Raw genomic sequence first — 23,630 nt, 5'->3', positions numbered from 1 at the left:
GACTGAGTTCCCTGAGTTAAGAATTTCTTTTTCAGCATTGCACTCATCCTTCATTTTCAGTATTATTCAGTCTTATTCCAAGTTACAATAAGCACTGGCGATCGCCTTCGTGCAGGTGACTCACCCGATTGGGTGATTTTTAGTCATTAATAACCTGTAAGGGCGAAGCATTCACCTATAACAATTTACGACTTACCGATAATTTATCTGCGCGAATACTTCGCCCCTACTAATGACTTATTTCTACAGTAGGAGACATAAACAGAGGTAATGTGAACCAGAAAGTTGCTCCAGTTCCGGGGGCGCTAATGGCACCAATTTGTCCCCCATGAGCAGTTATGATTTGCCGACAAAGATATAACCCTAGACCGATGCCAGTTGAACGGGCGCGAGAGCCGCGCACATAACGATCGAAAAGGCGATCGCACGCTTCTGGATTCATCCCGATGCCGTTATCAGCAACGGTGCAATGAATCATCTCTTCTTCCACAGTGGCTTCCAAGGTGAGGCGAAGTCCGGGTGGATTATGGTTCAGGGCATTGGTGAGCAAATTTTCAAAAACTCGCCTCAGCTGCAATGGATCGGCTGTCACGCCCGGTAAATCGTAGGGAACTAGATTTGTCAGCGACGCTTGATGTTTTGTTAGCAGCGGTTCTAAGTCTTCTGCGATCGCTTGAATCAACGTACTCAATTCTACAAACTCATATTGGAGGACAACGCCGCGAACTTCGCTGGAATGCGCTTCCAGGAGGGAATTGATTAAGCTGAGTTGGCGATCGCTACTCTGAATCATCCGCTCTAAAATTGAGCGAGGAATGGGAATCGTGTCTCCTGGCTTATTCAACAAGTTATTCACTACCAAAGACATTCCCATAATTGGCGTGCGAAGATCGTGAGAAACTGCATGAAGAAACTCATCTTTGAGTTCATTCAGCTCTTTAAGTTCCTCCATTTTTTGAATGAGTTGGGCAGTGCGCGTCTCAACTTGACGTTCCAAACTAGCATTTAGCTCCTGTACTTGTTGATAGAGTTTTGCTTGCTGAATGGCGATCGTAACTTGAGTTGACAGTGATGAAAGCAAATCAATTTCCAATTGCTTCCAGTCACGCGGTGCCGTACATTGATCGACCATCAAGAGTCCCCACGGCTCGTCATTGAGCAGAATCGGTACAGCCAGATAAGCTTTGATATGATAATTGGAAAAATCTTCATAAATGAGTGAAGAAAGCTCTATTTGAGAAGTATCTTTGACAACGTGGATACTTTTATTCTCAAACATCGCTCTGATTTGTTGCAAATGTTCTTCATCTGTTGGACTCCATCCCAAAACAGGTCGCCAAGGGGGAGCGACCGATTCTGCAACTATCTCAAAATTGCTATAAATACGACTGATAAAAACCCGATCTGCTAACAAAAAATTCCGGACTTCTATCACGGTAGTATCTAGGATTTGCTGAAGATCGAGTGATTGTCGAATTCGGAGCGCCATCGCGCCCGACAAGCGATCGCGCTCCGCCGAGAGTAACAGCGCTTCTTCCGCACGCTTGCCCTCGGTAATATCAATTCCTAACCCAAAGAAGAAGTCAAGTTCCCCATTTTCTTTCGCAACTGACCTACCGTGCCATTCTACTAGCAGTTTTTCGCCTTGTTTGGTAAGAACGTAGTTGTTTCTTTGAGGCAGTTGCTGTAGTTTGATGACACCCTCAAAGACTTCAGAAACGATTGCGCGATCGCTTTGGGGAATAAAAGTCGAAAGATAATCAGTTCCTAAAACCTCCTCCAGGGTATAACCAAGAGCGTGAAGCATTGCGTCATTCATCATCCTGACTGTGCCATCCGGATTGATAGCCACAAAAAAAGCTGGAGAAGTTTGGACAATGGTGGTGTTAAAGTCTCTTTCTTGGCGTAGTTTCTCCTCTGCCTGCTTCCAATCGGTAATGTCTTGCGTCATTACCATCGCCGCAAAAATTTCTCCGCCTTCATTTTTGACAGGAAGTGCGTGCAAAAGATAGATCCGGGAAGCGGAGCGATCGCTATCAGGCGAATTGTTGTAGGGCACTTCAATAACAGTGGCTTTTCCTGCCAGCGCCGCACGATAAGTCGGCTCTAACAATTCACAAGTTTCAGAAGGTAATGCCTGCCAAATAGTCTTTCCTTCTAACAACTCTTTAGAAAGACCGATAGCAGCTAATCCTGCACCTTCAGCGATAGTGTAACGGAGGTCTTGATCGAACAAGAAAACAGCGCCGTTCGGAAAGTTCCTTGCAAGCGTGCGGTATAATTCCTCACTTCGCGTGAGTGCCTCTTCCACTCGCTTTCGTTCGGTGATATCTATCCCAATACTGATGATGTAATTAACTGAGCTATCAGCATCAACGAGAACCGTATTCGACCAAGCAATCGGTCGTCGGCTTCCATTTTTCGTTACCCAGTAGTTTTCATACGTGCTAGGAAACTCACCTGCTTGAAGAGCTTTAAAGACGGTTTTGACGGGTTCCACTTCTTCCGGAATTAAAAATAAATCCCAGAAATATTTGTCCTTGACTTCTTCAAATGAGTATTGAGTTGTTTTCTCGCAAGCTCGATTAAAACGTATGATTCGCCCTTGGCAATCGAGAACTACCACTAAAGCCCCAGCCGTATCAAGGATGGCAGAAACAAAATTTCGCTCCTTCCTCAAATCCTTAATTAGCCCCCGCAATTGAGCCGTCATTTCATTAAAAGTGGTCGCCAATACCCCCAATTCATTGCCTTGTCTAACTGTCACTTGCGTATCCAAATTTCCCCCACTAATTTGGGCTGCTGCTTTTGTTAAACGCTGCAAAGGTAATACAATTTGCCGGGAGAAAAACCAACCCAACTCAGTCGCCACTAGCATCGCCACGCTCAATGCTATACCCATTACCAAAAGCATTTTTCGCACCGGAGCGTAGGCTTCAACCGTGGGTAGTTCTACCACCACCTTCCAGCGCCCAGTACGGATGGTAGAAATGGCTCCCACTACCTCAACACCTCGCAAACCTTGATAAGTAGTAAGCCGTTTTGCACCATTTAATTTAGTTAATTTTTGGATGAATGGATAGTCCGAGAGGTCTTTCAGATTAAAATTTTCAGGAGATTTTCCTTTCTCAGCAATTAAATAATTGCGGTTATCGATCGCATAAGCATAACCCGTCTTACCTACCTTGGTTTGGGAGAGAACATTCCAGAGAAACTTTAAATTGATCCAAGCCATTAAAACGCCATTAATTTCATCCTGTTGGTTGCGAATGGGCACGGCTAAGATGACCGTCTGCAAGCGAGTTTTAGGGTCAATTCTAACGGAACTGACAAAATCTTCCTGTTGTCTAAAAGCTCGTAAAAATGATGTAGAAGCTTCTTCTCGATAGAAAGTTGCCTGACCATAAGGCGAAGAGGAAGAAACGATTTTATCCTTATTATTAAAAATTGCCACTGTTTCATAAGCGCTATTGTGGCGGGTTAAGGCTTCCAGAAATCTATCTTGAATCTCAGGCGAAAGGTCGGTCAATCCTTGCACTCTAGCTAAATAGCTTAGTTTACGCTGCAAGTCATCCAGGTAAGCATTGATTTCCCCAGCAACCGCATGACTACGCTCTTGTTGGGCAATTTCTACTTGTTGCAATTGAGCTTGAAAGCTTAGATAAATTAAAATTCCCGAAGTGAGCAATAGCGTTAAAACGACTAGCAAGACCAGACCGTATCTCAGCTGATTTGCAATTGAAAAAAGCCAAGATAGGGGTAAATTTATACCTGTATTAGCTTGATGCGAAGCACTGTTGCGATTTCTTTTGTTCATCGTGCCTCCTAGCGCAGAAAGTTGCACCCACTGATTCGCTATTGTTTTAAACCCTTAGAAAAGCGATGTAAATTGCCTCTAGGGCGAAACATTTATTTTGCCAGTGATGATATCTTGCTTGACAGAATCGACGAAAGCTTCTTGCTCTGGAGTTAACGCTCCATAAAAAGGAGCTAAATCTTGGACTTCCTCTAGCAGTCCAAACTTGTATTGCTTGCCTTCCCATCGCCCCTGTTGTACCAAGGTTGCTCCCTCTAGCATTAACATTGGCACCTGCTGGACAACGCTGGTAACAATTGTCTTTGGAGCCAGTTTGTGCCGATTTTCCATCCCATTAATGGCATGCGTCCAGCCAATAACATAAACACCCTTACTTTGGGCAGCTATAATAACACCTATATTGGCTCTATCGGCATCAACAACTAAAACATCAGTTCCCGCCGCAACTTGCTCTTGGGCAATTTTTCTAGCTTTATCTGCATCTGACCAACTGTTAACCCACTTGATAGAAACTGTACTGTCCAGTTTCGTTTCCAGGACACCCCGTTTAAATAAGATAGCCTCTTCTTCCATCACTGGGTATGCTTGACCGCCAATAAAGGCAACTTTTTTGGTTTTGGTTTTGAGTCCGGCAACGACCCCAGTTAGATAACCCACTTCCCCACTCCGAAACGCCAAAGCACCCACGTTTTTATTGTTACCGGCATAACTGCTCATTACTGCAAATTTAGCGCGGGGAAAATCTTTGGCGACCGTTTCGGCGGCGTCGCGGTATTCATCACCATGACTGATCAGAAAATCAAAACTTTTTTTGGCATATTGACGAAAAAGTTTCTCACCATCGGCTTCAGGAACGCTAGCACTATAAGCCACCTCAGCCCCAAGTTCTTTTTCAATTAATTTCAGCCCTTCGTAACCTGATTGATTCCAACCTTTGTCATCTACAGGGCCAGGAAAAAGCATCGCTACTTTAAAAGTCCCGGCTTTTCCAGTCTCAGGTGTAGGTGTAATCTTGCTTCCGGTTGCACCGCAGGCCACCAGAAACAAAGTTAAGACCAGGCAAATAATTTTCTGGGTCATGGATAGTGGGTAGTGGGTCATGGGTGGTAGGTAGTTGGTAAGAGTGACCGCCTATTACCGACTACCTCTTGACTAAGGACTCAGGACTACTAAGACACCAAAAGGATTTTGCTTCTAGATTCTATCTACTTTCACCCAATTGGGCTAGCTGAGTGCAGGAGGAAATTATCCTCTCCAGAAAGCGTTTCTCAGGTTCAGGAGCAATTTCTTAATTGATAAACATTAAATGAAGTATTTTATGAAATATAGGGTAAATTTCATTGCGGCTATTGATGCTATTTCCGTAAGGGCGATCGCTCCGATTTTCTTCTTAGCTAACTTATAATAATAACAATCAGGGCTTACGCAACATCACCACATCTGCCACCGCAGTTACATTGATTCTTTTTTGTAATATTAATTTCGATAAAATACTGGCTATATTCCAAGCATCATCTCCTCCTCTATGGTGAGTTCCTTCAAGGGGAAGATTCAGTAATTCTAATGCCATATCCATGCCAATTTCATTAGGCAAGGCATGAATAATGCCAAAAAGAGTTTTGACATTGATATGTCGGGTTCCGAAAGGATAGCTGATCTGGCGAGATTGGCACTGTTTTTCAAATTGTCGTCGGTCGTAGTCGCCGTAGCTTGCCCAAACTCTATCTTTAGATAAATATTTTTTCTTTAAAATTGAACAGGCAGATTCAAAAGAAATCCCTAGATTAACTTGTGCTTGAGTTAGTGTGGTTAGATTGGTGCAAAATTCACTAACTTGGGAACGTTCGGGTTTCACGAGGATACTTTCTTTTTCCAAGCGATCTCCCGTAGCGATATCAATTGGACAAATCCCAATTTCGATAATTTCGTTTTCTTGTCCAGCGGGTGGGTTTCCTTCCCAGCAAGTTGATTCAATATCAACCACAAGGATTTGGTCTAATTTCTTAGCCATTTTGGGGTGACTTCTTGTTTGATGTGGGCACCCATAAGAGGTGCCTCTACGGGGTGTTGGGAATTTTAAATAATTAGTCAGTCAATTCGGCGCGAAGTTGATTCACAACTCGATCTAGTGCTACTGAATGGGAGGCTTTGAAGAGGATGCGATCGCCTTCTTGCACCATTTCTTTCAAACGCTCTACCATAGCCTGATGCGTCGAAAAGCACTCAGCGGGTAAAGGGGCAGCACCCAGCGCGATCGCTTCGGCTTCTTTGTCATCTACCAGCACCAGCAAAGCGTCGAGATTCAACTGCCGCGCCGCTTCTCCAACTGCAAAGTGGAATTCGCGCGATCGCTCTCCCAATTCCTTCATCGTCCCCAGAACCGCAATATGCCTTTTTCCTGGCGTTTGTGCCAACAATTGCAGCGCCGCCAGCATCGACTCTAGCCCAGCATTGTAAGTCTCATCCAAAATGGCAACATCGTTGGGCAAATCGTAGCGCTGCGCCCTCCCAGATGGGAGATGCACCGACAAACCGGCGGTTAACGATTTCCAGTCAACCTGGAGAACTTTAGCCACCGCCAAGGCTGCCAGGAAGTTAGATGCATTGTGACGCCCCGGTAGCGGTAACGGCAGATGCACACCTTCGACGCACAATGTCTCGTTATCAATCAATTCCCCGCGCAAGTCTCCCCCTTCCAAGCCGTAGGTAATGGTTTGCCCTTGCCAAACTGTTGCCGCAGTTTCCATTAACAAGCGGTTGTCGTGATTCAGAACAGCGATGCTAGTGGAAGGCATTTCGGCAAGTAATTCGCATTTCGCTTGCGCGATCGCTTCCTCAGAACCCAGCCGCCCAATATGCGCCGTTCCCACATTCGTAATTACCGCTACAGAAGGATGTGCAATTTGTGTTAATAGCGCAATTTCACCCCTAGCACGCATTGCCATTTCAATCACGGCATAGTTATGCATTGGTGAAAGTTCTAATAGTGTTTTGGGAACACCGATTTCGTTGTTGTAATTAGCCTGAGTTTTAAGAATGTCTCCCTTTGTTGACAAAACAGCTGCAATTAACTCCTTGGTAGTGGTTTTACCTACGGAGCCGGTTACAGCGATTACAGGGATGTCGAACTGCAAGCGCCACCAATGGGCGAGCATCTGATATGCTTTCAAGGTGTCTTCTAAGTACAAATGCGGAATAGACACCGACAATGGATGGTCAGTAATGACTGCCCTAGCTCCTTTTTCTAGAGCAGTTTCCACAAACTCATGCCCGTCAAACTTGTCTCCGCGCAGTGCCACAAAAATTTCCCCCGGCTTCAGGCTACGGGTGTCGGTTGTAATTCCTGCAACATCTCTCGCCAATTCGGCGTCAGATAGATTTATTGGTGTCGCTGCTATGATTTGGACTATTTGAGAGAGGAGGACGTGACAAGGCATGAGGCTTATGTTCAAACTTCAAGAAGATTCATCCTTATCATGCACCACGCAACGCATCAGAACAAAAGATGCATTTTGAGCAGTGATTTCAATCACATAATCCGCTATCTTGTCCCACTACTTTAGAGGTAGATGGGCCAAGTAAAGAATTGATGCTTTGCGGAGTCCGTATCTCTACTTCATTGAAACTTCACAATTTTGCCGTAAATATGCGGAACCATTTGAAGAATAAACCAAGATATGCTCTATTTGGGGTAATATTTCTCCGGTTATAGGAGTATAGAATATGGCCCCCGTTATCAGGGTGATATCTAGGGTGCATCGAAAGTTCAAGCGTCTACTACACGACAGTTGCAATCGAAATAAACCGAATCCACCGAACTGATATAAACTCAGCCCTAGCGTGCATACGTAGGGGGGCATTGACGTGACAACCTGGACAGACTGTTATCACCGACACACTAGCACTGAAGAGCAGCAGCTTTACGATCATCTGCTTTACTGGGTTCAACATGAATCACCCAGTCGGATGATTGAGCGATTTCGTCAGCTATTCATGGATGGCGTGGGATACTCGGAGCCAAAAATCTGGATGGTGCTGGAGAGAATTACGACTTCCAAGCAGGCTGAGCAGGAATTTCGGTTTATTCTTAATCGGTGCTGCCACATTCTGATCAATCGCTGGCAGATGCACCCCAATCTCCAAGCGTCTATCCCGGATTTGGTAGACATATTCCTGACACCTCCAGTCATGGGAACGGTTCGCTCTCGCGGAGCCAGACGCTTGCGAGAACTGGTGAGGCTTTTCAACCAAACGGAGCAATATCTGACGCTGCGACGGCTAGCGCAGGTGATGAGTCAAGCCGCAGAGGCAACTGGCAATGGCTCTAAGCCTTTGGGAAGCTTAATTCGTCGGTATCCCTACCTATATGAACATTGCCTGCTGAGCGAAGACAGCTCTTACGAGCATCAGCAAACGGTTCGGCAAATTCAATCCCGAATTCAGCGGGGATTTGAAGTCGATTTGTCTCAGTACGTGACTTACCAAGTACGGCGTGCCCAGGTGTCGCGTCAGACTTGCCCAGATAAACCCGAAAGAATTATCCAGCCGGTGACAAATCCAACGTTATTGAGCGATCGCGAACTGGGTGTTGCTCTCAAACAATTTTACGGCAAAGTAGAAGGCTCCCACACCTACCGGGATTTATCCCAGCGCTTCCTCACCCACACCAGCCAAACGCCGTCCTACAGAGCTTTTAAATGGGATTTATATGAATATCTGACCTCTTCCATTGACCCAGAATTTGGTAAACGTCAGTTTAACGAGCGCTTGTATTCCCAGCTAAAAAACACTCTCCCGAATAGCGATTCCCAAAGACCCAGCGAATTCCTGATTGTACGAACTTGTAGTCAATTGTTGAACTTCTTAGTGGTAGAAAGTCCGCAGCGACCGAATCACTATGTCTTCGTTGACCTAATTACGAACCTGGGGGCGACGTTCACAACCGGGTTGCTTTTGAAAATAGTCCTGCTGTGCCGCAAGGTCAAGCCCTACTTAGAAAAGCGATTTTCAATTCTTTTTAACCACTACGAGTCTTATGCCAGAGATGGTGTGCCGTGGTTAATCAAATCTCTGGAAAATCTGAATATAGCTTTAAGCCTTCACTTTGGGGATGCTGATGTTTCCTGCTTGAGCCAAATCTTATAAGGAATTGCCTCCTGATTGCCCTAAGGAAGGCAAGAGGCATGATTTTTTAATTTTCTAGTTTTTCCGTTTTTACTGGATTGTTTCCACTCTTTAGGCTGCTGCAACGCCATAGACGGGTCAATTAGTCAGATGCTGTGCCTTTAACAAAGGCATATATCGATTGCTTGTAATTCTCCGCTTAATTTCGGTTAGGAACTAGCAGTGTTAGTTGGTCAAAATTTAGTAAAAATGCGCCCAGCATCCTACGACTACACCAGACCAGGTTAGTCGTAGGATGCTGGGTGGCGCATGGTACAATCAATGCTTAGGGTGGCTCAAGTGTGCTGCTCACCCGTCGTTTGGCTGGAGTCAATCCAGGTACTCAGAGCGACTGAATAAGGTAGGGCTGCTCCTGGAAGTCCGAGACTGAGTAAGTTGGTAGGCTAATCGCACTCGTCGGGAAAAAAATCAGCAAAAAGCTTTGTACAGAAGCGATATTGGGTCTGTACAACTCCAGTACGCAAATGGTCTGGAGGTAGGGCACTAGAGACTTGGCAGCCGAGTCTTTACCCGAAATTACACCGAGAACGGCAGTAGGGGCATGGGCATAACCCTTGCCCCTACTCCAATCGCAGGAGGAATGAACGAAAAGCTGCGATCGCTCAAGCGAAGCCATCGATCGTGGATTAAGTTCACACCATCTAGCAACTTAATCACCTATACGGAGGAATCATCAAGAATGACCCAAGTGGTTTTAGGCGAAAATGAGGGAATAGAATCAGCTTTGCGCCGCTTCAAACGGCAAGTTTCCAAGGCTGGCATCTTAGCAGATGTCAGATATCGGCGGCACTTTGAAACTCCCCAAGAGAAGCGCAAGCGCAAGGCAACTGCTGCTCGCCGCAAGAAAAGGAGTTTTCGGTAACAAAAGTGAGTTGCCCTGGCGTGCTACCACTACAACATCAGCTAGGGCGATTCTTTATTTTCAATAACACTACGGCTATTGTAAAGACTCATAGATTTCTCAAACCCTTGTTTGAGGCTCAACTCCACCGCCTCAACCACGAGTTGCAGTACATCAGACAAAGTTTGACTTTCATCAGGTGAAAACCGACCCAAGACGTGGGAAACCGCGTCCTGTTCTGCTTTGGATTTGCCGATGCCAATCCGCAAACGAGGGAAATTTTGAGTACCGAGATGAGCGATCGCAGACTTCATCCCATTATGTCCCCCAGCCGAACCAGAAAGACGCAAGCGAATCTTTCCCAGCGGCAAATCCATATCGTCATAAATTACTAGGACAGACTCTGGCGGCAGTTTATACCAATCCGTCACCGCGCGAATTGCCTGTCCGGAGAGATTCATATAAGTAAGGGGTTTGAGCAACCCCACCTTGTCTCCGTGTAATCCACGTCCCTCCCCAAACTCCCCCTGAAACTTGCGATTTTCACTCTGGGAAATTTGCCAGGAACGCGCTAGGGCATCAATCGCTTCAAACCCGATGTTGTGTCGCGTCTTCTCGTACTTAGGTTCTGGATTCCCCAGACCAACGATTAGCTGGGGAATCATTAAAGTAGATGTTGCCTTTTCGTTGTTAGTGGTCATTTGTTGATTGTCCATTATCAATTGTCTGTTATTAGTAACCACTAACCTGGGTCAAGCGAATTAAGAAGCGTCTGCTAACTTCGTCAGATTACTTGTTGAGCCTCTTCTTGAGTAACAGAAGCCATGAGTTTTTCTTGGTCTCGCTTACGTTTTTTCGCATAAAGCTGAATGGTGGCTGCCATCGTCACAATCAGCCCCACAACGAGCCAAGTGGTAATGTCTGTAGGCAGGCTATTCTTAAACACAGCCAGCAAAACAATCACCACTAAAAGTAACGTCGGCGCTTCATTCAAAGCGCGTAACTGCTGACTATTCCAGGTGCATCGGTCTTCGGCTAACTGTTTGATGAGACGACCACAGTAATGATGGTAGCCAATCAAAACAGTCACCAGACCGAGTTTGATATGCAACCAACTCTCTCGCAGCACTTCAGTCTCAGTACTTACCAGACCAATTGCCATCGCTACCGTCACAATCATGCCCGGTGTTGTGATGATGTTGTAAAGGCGTTTTTCCATAATCTGATACTGATTCTTCAGAATCGTTTGGGCAGGTTCTGGCTGCTCCGAAGCCTCTACGTGATAGATAAATAAACGTACCAGGTAGAACAAGCCTGCAAACCAAACCACAAAGCCGACAATGTGAAAAGCCTTAAACCAGGAATAAGCCATCAATCGTGTCCTCTACAGTCAAACTCTGTAAGATCAACAAGTTTTTGTAAGAGTAGCAGAGCTATTTCTCAAACTGAGTGCTGGAAGAGAGTTTCCAGATAGACCCGTGCTGCTTTGCGATAACTCCGCGAAGCTTCTGGGGTGTTGCCATTACCATTTTGCAGCAAGAACAGCGACAGCGCTGCGGCAAACACCCGGTCTTGATCCCAATCGGGATGAGTTTCCAGGTAGTTTTTGAGAGATTCGTGTAGGTCTTCGGGAATTTCTGCCAAGATACTGATATTTGCGTTCATAGAATTCCTTTGCGTTGTCTATGGGTAGGGGCGCAACAGCCCCATGCCCTTACAAGGGTCAGTCTTGCAGTTGCCAATCACACTGACCGTCGCATCATTGTCTGCTGAGAGGGGGTGGGGTTGTCAATGCTGCGAAATATTACAAGCGGGGGTATCTCTAAAAAATATTCACGACTTAATCAGCCTTGTAGATAAATTTTTGTTACTTATCTTTATAAAAACTCGGTTGCTCCCGGCTGAGCCACTGTCTTTTAGAAAAATCCCCAATAGAACAGCAAAACCCGATCAGAGTGTTCAACCCTGTGGAAAAGGTCAGAGAACCTGTGGAAAAAGTTGAACGTCTTTGTGGAAAGGCTGGGGAATGGGTGGGGAAAAGTTGGGTGAAAGATAAGAATTGCAAAGTGCTAATCGCTAACGGCTAATGGTCAGTCGAGGGTTTAAATGTTGACACGTTAAAACGTTGGTAGGTTAAGGTTTAACGTTTCAACCCGATCCAACCTTTCAACTGCCTATCCTACTGACTCAGGCGGCTGAATGAGCTGGAACCGAGAGGGAATGACCCAAAGCAGCGAAAACTTGGCGTTGCTCAAACAGGGTGACGAGGTCGCTGTTGATTTTGTTTTGGGCGGCTTCTGCTTTGAGGATTTTCAGGGCGGTTTCTACGGACAAGCGGCGCTTATAGGGGCGATCGCTTGCCGTCAGAGCATCATAAATATCCGCAATTGTCAATATCTGAGACTGAATTGGAATCGCTTCCTGTTTCAAGCCTTGAGGGTAGCCACTACCATCGAGTTTTTCGTGATGCCCTGCGGCGATCGCCGGAACATCTTTGAGATGTTTCGTCCACGGAATCCGGTTGAGAAATTCAAAGGTGTGCGTGACGTGCGCTTGGATGATTAAACGCTCTTCGGTTGTCAGGTTGCCTTTTGGCACCATCAGCTGAGCGATCTCTGTCGGTGAGAGGAGAGGCTTGATCTGTCCATCCACATCTTGATAAGTGTAACCAGACAGCTCTTGGAGCCGTTCTGGAAGCTCTTTGGCGAGAATCTGGGGTTCGTTCGCCTCTAGTAGGAGATGCCAATATTCATTGAGTTGAGCGATCGCATCTTCTAACTGACAATCTAATTGTTGTAGCTGTTGGCAGTGAGAACAGACGATTTGGGAATCTTTATGTTGGTGGCTGGGATGCTCCAGTAAATACTTAAATTTAGTCTGGGCGCATTCCATTTCCAGAGTTCGTTGCGCCACCGCAAAGCGGTTACGAATCACCTCCATCTGGGATGGGTAGAGTTTTTTCTGCTTCCCCAGAATGGCTTCGGGTGTACTGACTTTGCCAAAGTCATGTAACAGTGCAGCATAGCGAATTTCTTGGATTTGGCGCTCGTTAAAATAAATCGACCGCAGCGATCCCGTGGTAATTGTACTGGCTTCCTGCGACAGACGCACCACTAAGTCGGCAACTCGTTCGGAATGCCCGGATGTTGTGGGATCTCGCGTTTCAATAATCTGGACAGAAGCTCTAACAAAGCCTTCAAATAGATTTTCAATACTTTCTTGCAGCTGATTGCGTTCGATCGAGATCGCCGCTTGAGAAGCAAGCGATCGCACAACTCGCTCTTCCCAAGCAGAATAAGGCTGGGTAACATCTAGCACATTCTCAGGCGTGACAATCGCATCACGATTCACCTTACGATTAATTAGCTGAAGCACCCCGATAATTTCCCCTTCACCGTCTTGCATTGGTAGCACTAAGACGGAGCGAGTATGGTAAGGAATCGAGCTGTCAAAACTGCGATCCAACTGGTAAGGAACATCCGGCGGTAAATTATAAGCATCCGGCAAATTTAAGCTTTCACCTGTCAGCGCCACATACCCTGCCAGACTTTTCGGAGTCAACGGCATAGAAAACTCTTGAAAGGAAGCGCTGCATTGAGAATCATTTTGCGCTACCTTAAACAGTAACTTGGGAGTCTCACTACTTCGCTCTATTAAATAAACACTGCCCGCATCGCTACAAGTAATTTCCCGACTCTTCGATAAAATCAGATTCAGTAATTCTTTTAAATTATGACTGCTCGAAAGCGCTGTCCCGATTGCCAAAAGTTGCTCGATTAGTTCTGCTGGCTCTTTGATTTCCGGAAACCATACCTGGCTCTTAGCTGTGATTATCTGGCAAGGGGAGACAGTCATAAGTATGCACCGTTTTATTACACTTAAGCTTGATTGTGGCTGCTTTAATATAGGTTCCTAAAAAAGTAACTCATGCACCAGAGAGCATGAATACCGGGTTTATCTTTGCAGCCTGTAATTGCGTTCGCTCAACCAGGAGGATTTCAACGCTAGTTTTCGGAGCGAACCTCTCTATTACTATCATCTGCTATTTCCACTCAGCTAAAAATCTAAATTTTAAAGAAAAGATAAAGTAAGCAAGATTGACGACGAAATCTGAAGGATAGTATGTATTGAAAGTTACTGCTAAGGCTGTTGAAAAGGCTAAACACCGTCTTTTTAGGGTGTCTACTTTCCTGCATACTTCATCTATTCTTCATAATTCCTTTTTTAAAATTTACACTTTTTGCTGAATCCTAAATGCTAATTCCCAGCCAATTTGGCGTACCAGTCATCGGCATTTTTACGGATTTTTTTAAATGACTTTGGGGGAATGCGAGCTAAGTTAGCCAGAATCAAGCTCATCCTGCCTTGAAATAGGAGTTTGTGGCGGTGATGGGCGAGAAAGCCCCAGTAGAAAAAATTCCCAGGACAAGTCTTTTCGACAGTGCGATCGCTGTAACGAGCGTTACAATTTCCCTAGTAGTTGCTCCTCTGATTAGGTAGTTAGCTGACGGCGCGGAAAATTGGGAAGCTAGCACCCACCATCGGCAAGCTGCCCCCTATTCATTCCATTTGTCTTAATGGAAAAATGCCCACCCGACTCTTGGTATGTTAAAGCTCTCGACGGGTATCTTGCCCCGCCATGAAAGTAGATTGAAAGAGTTCTAATTTTGGGTAGGTGGAGGCGTCCGATTGGTTAAGCGTTGAAAGGCGATTTGGATCGCTAAGGCGACTAGACCAACAGCCACTAAGGCAAAGATGGAGGTTGCCAGCGTGCTGACGCCTACAACGAGGGTGCGAACAGCGATCGCAATATTGATGGTCGTTACATTATCCGAGTGGATAGGCTTGGCGGCAAAGCTTTGAGCAATTGAAGTGGTGAGGAAATAACAACCCGTTGCCATTGTTCCTGCGATCAACGCACCACTCAAACAGCGCAGAGGACTCGTGGGCGTTTTGACTGGGGCTGGTGGGTTTTGGGTGGTGTTCGGATTATTCATAGGTCAATTGAGCGATTAGGGATCGGTGATGAATATTTAGCTCGATCAATGGGCAATAACCCGAATCCCAGTGGTGGTAAACGGTGCTACCCACAAATCTAAATTGGGGTCGGGGATTGACTTTCTCACGTACTGCTGTACTTGTTGTGCCTTGGCTTCCGATTCCGAGAGAGCAAACACGGTTGGCCCCGATCCCGACATCATTGCCCCCAGTACACCCGCTTCATAGAACGCTTCCCGCAGTCGCAACACTTGGGGATACTCCGGCAATACGACTTTTTCTAAGTCATTGTGCAGTAATTGACCGATTCTCACCTCATTTTTCTTGAAGATGGCGTTAACCATCGAGCCAGAATGCACCCGTTGTCTGCGGGCCTCCAAACTATCAGCGTCAGAAACGTAGGTACTAATATACTTCTGCCGGTAAGTTTGATAAGCCCAGGGTGTGGATACTGCAAGGTTGCGGTATTTGCCCAACACCACCCAGGGATGCTCCAAATTAGGGAGGGGAGAGAGTTGTTCGCCTCGCCCAGTTGCCAGCGCTGTCCCTCCCGCGACGCAAAACGGGACATCTGAGCCAATTTTTGCTGCCATTTCTTGCAATTCCGACTGAGTGAGTCCTAGATGCCACAGCAAATCGATTCCCACTAAAACAGCAGCAGCATTGCTAGATCCCCCTGCTAACCCTGCCCCTACAGGGATTCGTTTGTTGATGGTAATCTCGACACCGCCGTACCGGGCAAAAGCTTGGGGAAATTCTACCGCCATCAATTCTGCCGCCCGGTAGGCAAGGTTGGTTTTGTCTGACGGCACTAGGGGATGATCGCAGTGAACGTGGACTGATTCAGTGCTAATCGAACGCAAATCAATTTGGTCGGTAAGACCAACGCTTTGCAGCACCATCGCCAGTTCGTGATAACCATCCGGGCGATCGCTGATAATTTCTAGATACAGATTAATTTTGGCTGGGGAAATCAGGGTATAGGAACGCATTGGGGTTTTGCAGATAGATGCCCACAGGCTCTCATACTGGGGCTACACAAACCAAGTCTGACGAGAGCAGGCTTAGTCAAACATTAGTCAAACAAGTGATATTTTCACTATCCAAGCACCATCCGGACGAGAGTTTGTGTAGCCACAACTTCAGTCGTCAGGCTTGAGCAAATTACTCAGGGCAACCCACTGGGTAAGACTCAGGTCTTCGGCGCGGACTTGAGGGTTTACTTCTAATTGTTCCAGTAATTGGGTGAGGCGATCGCGCTCAACGACACTTTTCAGATTATTTCGCAACATTTTGCGCTTCTCGGCAAAGCCGATCTTGACCAAATTCTCTAGGTGCTTGGGGTTATGGGCGGGCGGTTCTATCAATCGGGGACGCAGCCGCACCACCGCTGAATCTACTTTGGGCGGCGGATAAAATGCTCCCGCTGGCACAATACAGATTAACTCGCACTCTGCCAAATACTGCACCCGCACGGTTAATGCCCCAAAATGTTTCGTGCCTGGTTTGGCGTAAAGCCTTTGTGCGACTTCTTTTTGCACCAGCAGCACGATGGAATCAAACGGTTTGGCGGCTGGCTGGGCAATTGTACCTAACAACTTTTCCAGAATCGGGCCGGTGATGTTGTAAGGAATATTGGCAACAACTTTATTGGGATTTTGGAAGGCTGGAAAAGAAGCGAGTTGAGCGTCTAAGTCGAATGAAAGGAAATCGCCTTGCAAAAGTAAAAAATGATCGACTTTACCTAATTGTTTAGCCAGCAGTTGACATAAATCGCGGTCAATTTCAACCGCAACAATAGATTGAGCTAAAGGTAATAAGCGGCGAGTGAGGATGCCGGTGCCGGGGCCAATTTCTAAGACCCGTGAAGCTTCAGCTTCGCCCCCAGGCGAATCGCGGGTGGATAACTCAGCTGCGGCGACAATTTGATTGAGCGCCTTGTCACTCCGCAGCCAGTGTTGAGCAAATTGTTTTCGAGGTTGAGGCGATCGCATGGAGGAAAGGATGCTTTTACAGTCTTCCTTCCAACCTACCACGCGGTCAAGTTGCTGCTTCCCCAAAACTAAATAATCCCCTAAATCCAGAGTCAAGCCATCCCAGTCGCCCCAGATCGACTTATTGCTTTTTCTTAAATAAATTTGGATACCGGAAAAACTTCTGCCAGACTTGTATAGGTTTGCATCCTCCACAAGCAGGAGATTTGTCGGTGAAGTACGAAATTCGCTATAAACCAGCCTTTGCCTCTATTTTTGTCATCCTGAATCCGGGTGATAGCCTCACTGCTGAGGCGGGAGCTATGACCAGTATGGATGCCCAATTGTCTATAAAGACGGAATTTTCAGGGGGTTTAATCTCTGGATTGCTAAAGAAATTCTTTGGTGGGGAATCCCTATTTGTGAATGTCTTTACCAACAATACACAGCAACCTCTGAATTTAGTATTGACTCAATCTACCATTGGCGATATTGCTTGTATTGACTTGCGGGGTGGACGAGAAATTTGCTTTCAACCGGGTGCTTATATTGCCCATAGTCCAGGTGTGAATATGGGAGTTCAGTGGGCAGGTTTTAAGAGCTGGATATCAGGAGAAGGACTGTTTAAGCTAAAGTTAAGCGGTCAAGGTCAGGTGTTTTTTGGTGCTTATGGCGGCATCATTCAAAAACGGATAACCGGAGAATTTGTGGTTGATAGCGGGCACTTAGTTGCCTATGAACCTGGCATCAAAATGAGTGTGGGACTAGCTGGTGGATTGCTTGGTTCTGTCACGTCGGGGGAAGGATTAGTGAACCGACTGACAGGGCAAGGAGAAATTTATTTACAATCTCGCAGTGTTGGTGGTTTGGTCGGATATTTACGTCCTAAATTTCGTTAAGAAAAAGCTAATTAATAATAGTTTTTTCGCCTAATTGCTAAGTGCATAAATCAAGAGGATTTGAAGCGATGGATGTGCAAATTTTACATCAACCGGACAGCGCGATCGCTCGCGTTACTCTCAGAGCCGGTGAAGAATTAATCGCAGAAGCTGGCAGGATGATTGCCATGAGCGGTTATATCAATGCCAGTACGACTTTACGGCAAGGAAAAGGCGGCGGAATTTTGGGCGGACTGAAACGCATGGTTGCCGGTGAGTCGCTGTTTTTGAGCGTTTTTCGCTCTCCCACTGCTGGAGGTGAAGTATTTTTAGCTCCCAAATTGATGGGCGATATTTTGCTTTATCAAATGACTGGATCTGGATTGGTCGTGCAATCTGCTTCTTACCTCGCTAGCGAGTCAGATGTTGATATTGAGTTAGGATTTCAAGGCTTAAAATCTTTGTTTTCTGGCGAATCAATTTTTTGGTTAAATGTCAGCGGTCATGGTTCCGTTCTGCTTTCTTCCTTTGGGGCTATTTATGAAATTCCTGTGAATGGTGAATATATCGTTGACACCGGACATATTGTGGCATTTGAGAAAAGCCTGAAGTTTGAAATTAGAAAAGCAACTTCCAGTTTAATTGGTTCCTTTTTGGGCGGAGAAGGATTCGTTTGTCGGTTTCAAGGACAAGGTCGAGTGTTTTGCCAAACTCACAATCCGGGTGCCTTCGGTGTGCTAGTTGGTTCTCAGTTGCCGCCGCGATAAAGAGTGGTAATTAGTGATTAGTCATTGCTCATTGACAAATGGCTTTTGAACAATCCTTCAATCCAACAAGATAGTAATTAGCAAAGGATAATTATGAATGAGATTGCCTACGAAATCGAGCATTCCCCAGCCTATGCTTCCCTGCGCCTCGACTTACAAGCAAATCAAACTGTCTTAGTAGAATCGGGCGCAATGGCAGCAATGGATACTTGCATTAAAATGAAGTCTAAAGTCAAAGGTGGCTTAATGCAAGGTATCGGTCGGATGCTGGGCGGTGAATCTTTATTTTTGAGTGAATTTACCGCTGAAGGAAGGGCAGGACAACTCTATGTTTCGCCTGGAGTACCTGGAGACATTCAACATTACTACCTAAGTGGCAATGGATTGATGGTGCAATCTTCGGGTTTTGTTGCAGCTAATCCCAGCGTCGAAATTGATACTAAGTTTCAAGGTTTTAAAGGCTTCTTTAGTGGGGAGTCGTTGTTTTTGCTGAGAGCAACTGGTCAAGGAGATATCTGGTTTAGTTCTTATGGGGCAATTGTAGAAATTCCAGTTGCAGGGGATTATGTAGTAGATACTGGCTATATTGTGGCGTTTGAAGACTCGTTACAATACAATGTCGAAATGTTAGGGGGCTTGTCATTTAAAGGGCTGAGAACTGGAATTTTGGGCGGGGAAGGATTGGTTTGTCGCTTCCGGGGTCAAGGACGTTTATGGATTCAGTCGCGTGAGCTTTATGCACTGATAAATTTCTTGAATCCGTTCCGTCCAGTTAAGAGTAGCAACTAAGCTGAATCTTGCTGTAACCGCACCCAATAGAACTTTTAGGTAGCCGCATTATATCGCTGAAATGACGAGCGATCGCGTGCAGGTAACTCACGATGCAAGTTTACATATGAAGGTCGAAGCATTGTTTGGTCGGGTCGTCAAGAGTTGCCTGCATACCGGATGGGGCAATGCAGATTTAACAATAGCGTTTTTGGAGCAAGCCTGAAGTGTCTGGAACTGCAACATCGAGCGATCGCAACCCACCTCCCAATAACCGTCAGTTACTGATTCTCTTAGGGCTATTTATTGGATTTATCGTCGGCGTTATTTGGCTGCTGGGGTTGCTAATTAATAGCTTGGTTTGGGTAATTCCTCCCAAGGTGGAGCAACAGTTGGGTGCCCTCATTGTCCCGACTTATGAGCGCTTGGCTAAGCCTTCACCGGCTCAAGATACGCTAAATCAGCTGCTAGATAGGCTGGAGACAAAGTTGCCTTCCGAGCAGCGCCAAGAGCGAGATTATCGGGTGCTATATGTTCCCGATAATACGGTGAATGCGCTAGCGCTACCAGGCGATCGCATTATCATCTACGCCGGTTTGCTGAAACAGACGGAATCAGAAAATGAGCTGATGATGGTGTTGGGGCATGAGTTGGGGCATTTTGCCCACCGCGATCATTTACGGGCATTGGTGCGACAGCTGCTGTTACCCATTGCGATCGCTACTGTCTTTGGGGATGCCGGTGGGTTATCATCGGCAGCGGCGGGGGGTGTTCAAGCTGTCAGCAGTTCCCGATTCTCTCAGTCTCAGGAATCTGAGGCGGATGAGTTTGGCATAAGATTGTTGCAACAAACTTACGGTCATGTCGCGGGTGCAACCGACTTTTTTGCCCGAATGAGTCGCAAAAGTGGTGCAGATTTTGATTTCTTGACCTCCCATCCTGCCCCTGGTAGGCGCGTTAAAGAATTGCAGCGGTTAATTGAGCAGCGGAATTATCCTGTACAAGAGCGATCGCCTTTACCGGAAACGCTGGCGAACCTGGAAAAATAGCGGGTGCTAACCCCCAGCCCCTTCCCTACCTTTCTAAGGGGAGCCAGCCATCTTCAAAGCCCCTCTGGGCATCGGAGAGGGGTTTGGGGAGTCTGCCTGTGGTGTACACGGTAGCCAATTGGGCGGGGGGTATAGTCGCGTTTTCTCACGTTCTACACGACTTGATTCGTAATCATCCACACAGCGCCATCCGAGCGGACGAAGGGAACCGAAATTTTGCTGAATCCAGTAATAAAAGGTCTGTTGTACAACTGCCAATAACTGGGACTAATTTCATCAGCGATCGCCTTGAGCGCTTGCACTTCCTGCTCCAGTTCTTCCGCCAGTTCGTTAATTCGTTCGGCGCGATCCTGAGCGCGTTGTTTACCTTCCTCTACCTGCGCGGCGAGAGGATCTGGTGTCCCCCCCTGCAATAACTGTTGCAATCCTTGCGATCGCCCGATCTCCCTCAATTTAGCTTCCAAGGCAGCGATCGCATCATCGATTCCCTTGACTTCAGCAGAGATTTGTGATGTTTCTCTGGCATGACGACGATAAGCCTCAACGATCGCTTCTGGCGTGTTGTAGCTTGGCAATACTGGATCGACTTTCAGTATGGCGCGTTCTTCCTTGAGCGCCTCAATCTGAGTGCGAATCGCTTCAATTTCTACTTGAATTGGCTCCATAATTACTTTCCTAACTTAGGCGAATAGTTCCGTAAAACTTCTGGCATTTTGTGAATCAATTTCCAGGGTTGCGATCGCTCAACATTAATTCCTACATTTCTCGACCTAACTTATGTTGAACCGAATTAGTCCTAAACAGAAAGCAAATTCGTTTTTAGCCATTGCCACAATTTTAAGTATGAAAACCGGATTGCTTACTTTGTCAATGCCTGCTTTAGCCGATACAACGACGAGTGATTGGAGCGAATGGATTGAAATAAATGAAACCAGCAGTGTCAGCCGAGTGACTAACAGGAGAGATGATACCAGCCAGAACAACTGTCTGGATAATGCGCTGGAATTCCTGAAAAGCAGTAACGCCAAAGAGACAGGAGTTATCGCAGAAGCGGCTTACGGACGATTTGGGAATCTGTCAGCTTATTTGATTTGTGCGCCTTCTGGTGATAGAGTTCTTGTTTTTGTTTCAGGACCTACAAATCAATATCGACAAATTCAGCAGTTACGCAAAAGTCTGAGTTACGAATTTAGGAGATATTAAAGGTTTTCGCCCCGTGGGTGTCAATCGAGAGCGATCGCACTTGTGCCATAATTCCCTCATCCTTCCAAGCCGCCGCCATTGCCTCCACAACTGTCGGTGCCGACGCCGCCTCTGCTAAAGCTAATAAAGTTGGTCCCGCACCACTAATCACCATCCCGAAAGCACCAGAAGCCATTGCCGCCGAGCGTACAGCGTCATATCCTCGAATCAATGCTGTCCGATAAGGCTGATGGATTCGGTCTTGCATGGCAACTCGCAACCAGTCACCCCTGCCGGTTTCCAACCCTCGCAACAATAAACCCAGATGAGCCGTATTAAAAATTGCATCCGCACGACTGTACTGAGTTGGTAAAACCCGCCGCGCTTGTTCAGTCGAAAGTTCAAAATCCGGAATCGCCACCACGGGAAGAATCTCAGAATGCCAGGGAATCTCACAGATTTCCCATTCTTCTTTGCGTTCTCCGTGTCTGTGCGGTTCGTCAATCAAACCTGTCGCTGCCAGACGACAACCCCCCAACAGTGCTGGAACCACATTATCAGGATGTCCTTCCAGAGCGATCGCAATTCTTCTCACCTCATTTTCATCTAGAGGTGCCCCAGCCAGACAGTTCGCACCCACCAAACCTCCCACAATTGCCGTCGCCGAACTCCCCAATCCTCTTGCCAGCGGCACACCCAGCTCGATCTCAATCTGCACCGGCGGTGGCGTCTTCCCGATATGTTCGTACAATTTCACAAATGACTGGTAAACCAGATTATCAGCACCCGTGTTGACTCGTGCGGCTTCTGTACCCTGAATCGTAATGCTGAGTAGTGTTGCAGCATCCGCTTCCAGGCGAGTGAACTTGAACTGGTTGTACAGCCTTAAAGCTGCGCCTATGCAATCAAAACCCGGCCCCAAGTTAGCAGTTGTGGCTGGAACGGTAACGGTAACGGTAGAAACAGGATGCATCTCAACTTGGCGAAATAGACTATTGTAGACTCTACCGCGTCAAAATGGTCATTTTTAACAGTCTGCTGTCTTTGAAGGAACGTTTTTTCCCTACATTTGTACGCAGATGTTCAATGGTAGCGTGACTGTAAAGGTAGTCCCCACTCCAACTTCACTGTTCAAGGCAATCTCTCCACCCTGTAATTCTAAACATTTTTTGACAATCGTTAGCCCTAGCCCATGACCGGGAATACTACCCACATTTGTAGCTCGCTGAAATGATTGAAACAAAAGTTCTCGATCGGCTGGAGGAATGCCAATTCCGTTGTCTTTTACCTGAAAAATTGCCTCTCCATTCTCACACAAAAGTTCCAAGTAGATATTGCTGCCTTGGGGTGAATACTTGATAGCATTTCCCAATAAATTGCTAAAGATATGCCGTAGCAGTTTTTCATCCAAACAAGCATCAGTACAGTCACCTAGATTTGTGAAATTAATTCTATGTTTTGAACCAGAGCTGAATTGCATATGTTCTACCAAATCCCTGCAAAAATCCACTAAATCCAGCGGTTCTGGGTTGCATTCTAGTTTTCCTTCTTCTGCTTTTCCAAACTCTAAAACTTCATTTAACAAATTGTTCAGCGAATGAACCGAGGTTTGAATAAGATAGAAATATTCGCGTCTTTTAAGTTCTGTTAATTCGTGGCTATAAGATTCTAGTAATTCAGCAGAAGATAAAATTGCGGTCAGCGGGTTACGGAATTCGTGGGCAACCATGAACCAAAAGCGAGATTTGAGTTCGCTGAGTTGTTTTTCTTTTTCCAGAGCCACGCGAGTTGCTGCTTCGGCTAAATGTCTGCGAATTGCGATTTCAATCGTAGTATGTAAATCTCTTTCATCAAAGGGTTTAACTATATACCCGAAAGGCTCTGTAATCTTGGCTCTTTCCAGTGTCTTTTCATCAGCATAAGCAGTTAAATAAATTACCGGAATATCAAAAATTTTATGAATTTCTTCAGTGGTTTCTATTCCATCCATTTTTCCTTTTAACATAATATCCATTAACACTAAATCGGGCTGCGTTTCTGCTACTTTTTGAAGAGCTTCCTCTCCCGAAGCAACAGAAGCGACAACCTTATATCCTAAACGTTGCAAGCTTTTTACGATATCCTTGGCAACAATTCTTTCATCTTCAACGACTAAGATTTTTTCATTTGCCAT

The 23,630-nt window shown here is 46.1% G+C and carries 22 protein-coding genes; 8 read left to right on the top strand and 14 right to left on the bottom strand.

Features of this window, described 5'->3' with window-relative positions:
• Window positions 1–229: 229 nt before the first annotated feature.
• The 4 genes from AC2VDX_RS12615 to AC2VDX_RS12600 form a co-directional block, all read right to left on the bottom strand.
• Complete coding sequence (locus AC2VDX_RS12615; RefSeq protein WP_378180600.1) at window positions 230–3,817, bottom strand: PAS domain S-box protein; 3,588 nt, start codon at window positions 3,815–3,817, stop codon at window positions 230–232.
• 78 nt (window positions 3,818–3,895) lie between these two features.
• The gene (locus tag AC2VDX_RS12610) at window positions 3,896–4,897 is read right to left on the bottom strand and encodes a BMP family protein (RefSeq protein WP_378180598.1); all 1,002 of its coding nucleotides are present in this window, start codon (window positions 4,895–4,897) and stop codon (window positions 3,896–3,898) included.
• Between the two features lie 334 nt (window positions 4,898–5,231).
• Window positions 5,232–5,828, bottom strand: coding sequence for a 3'-5' exonuclease (locus AC2VDX_RS12605; protein WP_378180596.1), 597 nt, complete (start codon window positions 5,826–5,828; stop codon window positions 5,232–5,234).
• 73 nt (window positions 5,829–5,901) lie between these two features.
• Window positions 5,902–7,254, bottom strand: coding sequence for a UDP-N-acetylmuramoyl-tripeptide--D-alanyl-D-alanine ligase (locus AC2VDX_RS12600; protein ID WP_378180593.1), 1,353 nt, complete (start codon window positions 7,252–7,254; stop codon window positions 5,902–5,904).
• 427 nt (window positions 7,255–7,681) lie between these two features.
• On the opposite strand from AC2VDX_RS12600, the gene AC2VDX_RS12595 reads away from it, so the two are divergent.
• Window positions 7,682–8,962, top strand: a complete 1,281-nt coding sequence (locus tag AC2VDX_RS12595; protein ID WP_378180590.1) for a hypothetical protein — start codon at window positions 7,682–7,684, stop codon at window positions 8,960–8,962.
• A 718-nt stretch (window positions 8,963–9,680) separates the two neighbouring features.
• On the top strand, window positions 9,681–9,863 hold the full coding sequence (gene rpsU / locus AC2VDX_RS12590) for a 30S ribosomal protein S21 (protein WP_378180711.1): 183 nt from the start codon (window positions 9,681–9,683) through the stop codon (window positions 9,861–9,863).
• Between the two features lie 41 nt (window positions 9,864–9,904).
• Here rpsU and pth read toward each other — a convergent pair whose 3' ends face one another.
• From pth to rsmA, 7 genes are all read right to left on the bottom strand, one after another.
• Window positions 9,905–10,558 (bottom strand): aminoacyl-tRNA hydrolase, encoded by a 654-nt coding sequence (gene pth, locus AC2VDX_RS12585; RefSeq protein WP_486928169.1) that lies wholly within the window; start codon window positions 10,556–10,558, stop codon window positions 9,905–9,907.
• A 68-nt stretch (window positions 10,559–10,626) separates the two neighbouring features.
• Window positions 10,627–11,214, bottom strand: coding sequence for a protoporphyrinogen oxidase HemJ (hemJ, locus tag AC2VDX_RS12580; protein ID WP_378180585.1), 588 nt, complete (start codon window positions 11,212–11,214; stop codon window positions 10,627–10,629).
• Between the two features lie 68 nt (window positions 11,215–11,282).
• On the bottom strand, window positions 11,283–11,507 hold the full coding sequence (locus tag AC2VDX_RS12575; protein ID WP_378180582.1) for a DUF2811 domain-containing protein: 225 nt from the start codon (window positions 11,505–11,507) through the stop codon (window positions 11,283–11,285).
• Window positions 11,508–12,029: 522 nt separating this feature from the next.
• A complete protein-coding gene (locus tag AC2VDX_RS12570) occupies window positions 12,030–13,697 on the bottom strand; it encodes an HD domain-containing phosphohydrolase (protein WP_378180579.1) in 1,668 nt (555 codons plus the stop codon).
• A gap of 806 nt (window positions 13,698–14,503) precedes the next feature.
• Complete coding sequence (locus tag AC2VDX_RS12565; protein ID WP_378180576.1) at window positions 14,504–14,839, bottom strand: DUF3082 domain-containing protein; 336 nt, start codon at window positions 14,837–14,839, stop codon at window positions 14,504–14,506.
• A gap of 45 nt (window positions 14,840–14,884) precedes the next feature.
• Window positions 14,885–15,832: a 4-(cytidine 5'-diphospho)-2-C-methyl-D-erythritol kinase gene (gene ispE / locus AC2VDX_RS12560; protein ID WP_378180573.1), complete on the bottom strand. Its 948-nt coding sequence runs from the start codon at window positions 15,830–15,832 to the stop codon at window positions 14,885–14,887.
• 150 nt (window positions 15,833–15,982) lie between these two features.
• A complete protein-coding gene (rsmA, locus tag AC2VDX_RS12555; RefSeq protein WP_378180708.1) occupies window positions 15,983–16,834 on the bottom strand; it encodes a 16S rRNA (adenine(1518)-N(6)/adenine(1519)-N(6))-dimethyltransferase RsmA in 852 nt (283 codons plus the stop codon).
• Window positions 16,835–17,046: 212 nt separating this feature from the next.
• On the opposite strand from rsmA, the gene AC2VDX_RS12550 reads away from it, so the two are divergent.
• The 5 genes from AC2VDX_RS12550 (at window position 17,047) to AC2VDX_RS12530 (ending at window position 20,275) form a co-directional block, all read left to right on the top strand.
• Window positions 17,047–17,712 (top strand): TIGR00266 family protein, encoded by a 666-nt coding sequence (locus AC2VDX_RS12550; RefSeq protein ID WP_378180570.1) that lies wholly within the window; start codon window positions 17,047–17,049, stop codon window positions 17,710–17,712.
• Between the two features lie 68 nt (window positions 17,713–17,780).
• Window positions 17,781–18,458, top strand: a complete 678-nt coding sequence (locus AC2VDX_RS12545) for a TIGR00266 family protein (RefSeq protein WP_378180567.1) — start codon at window positions 17,781–17,783, stop codon at window positions 18,456–18,458.
• A 93-nt stretch (window positions 18,459–18,551) separates the two neighbouring features.
• Window positions 18,552–19,247 carry a TIGR00266 family protein gene (locus AC2VDX_RS12540; protein ID WP_190674864.1) on the top strand — a complete coding sequence of 232 codons (696 nt, stop codon included), beginning with the start codon at window positions 18,552–18,554 and terminating at the stop codon, window positions 19,245–19,247.
• Between the two features lie 61 nt (window positions 19,248–19,308).
• Complete coding sequence (locus AC2VDX_RS12535; protein ID WP_378180563.1) at window positions 19,309–19,452, top strand: hypothetical protein; 144 nt, start codon at window positions 19,309–19,311, stop codon at window positions 19,450–19,452.
• 1 nt (window position 19,453) lies between these two features.
• Entirely contained in the window at window positions 19,454–20,275 is an 822-nt protein-coding gene (locus AC2VDX_RS12530) for a M48 family metallopeptidase (RefSeq protein WP_378180560.1), read from the top strand.
• Between the two features lie 152 nt (window positions 20,276–20,427).
• On the opposite strand, the gene AC2VDX_RS12525 is transcribed toward AC2VDX_RS12530, so the two are convergent.
• Window positions 20,428–20,940: a hypothetical protein gene (locus AC2VDX_RS12525; RefSeq protein ID WP_378180558.1), complete on the bottom strand. Its 513-nt coding sequence runs from the start codon at window positions 20,938–20,940 to the stop codon at window positions 20,428–20,430.
• Between the two features lie 112 nt (window positions 20,941–21,052).
• Between AC2VDX_RS12525 and AC2VDX_RS12520 the strand changes: the two genes are divergently transcribed.
• The gene (locus AC2VDX_RS12520) at window positions 21,053–21,478 is read left to right on the top strand and encodes a hypothetical protein (protein ID WP_378180555.1); all 426 of its coding nucleotides are present in this window, start codon (window positions 21,053–21,055) and stop codon (window positions 21,476–21,478) included.
• On the opposite strand, the gene thrB is transcribed toward AC2VDX_RS12520, so the two are convergent.
• Entirely contained in the window at window positions 21,465–22,430 is a 966-nt protein-coding gene (thrB, locus tag AC2VDX_RS12515) for a homoserine kinase (RefSeq protein WP_378180552.1), read from the bottom strand. The genes AC2VDX_RS12520 and thrB overlap by 14 nt on opposite strands.
• Before the next feature lie 90 nt (window positions 22,431–22,520).
• Window positions 22,521–23,630 (bottom strand): hybrid sensor histidine kinase/response regulator, encoded by a 1,110-nt coding sequence (locus tag AC2VDX_RS12510; RefSeq protein ID WP_378180549.1) that lies wholly within the window; start codon window positions 23,628–23,630, stop codon window positions 22,521–22,523.

It is taken from the genome of Coleofasciculus sp. H7-1, from assembly GCF_057473865.1.
This window is presented reverse-complemented; position numbering and strand designations above follow the sequence as displayed.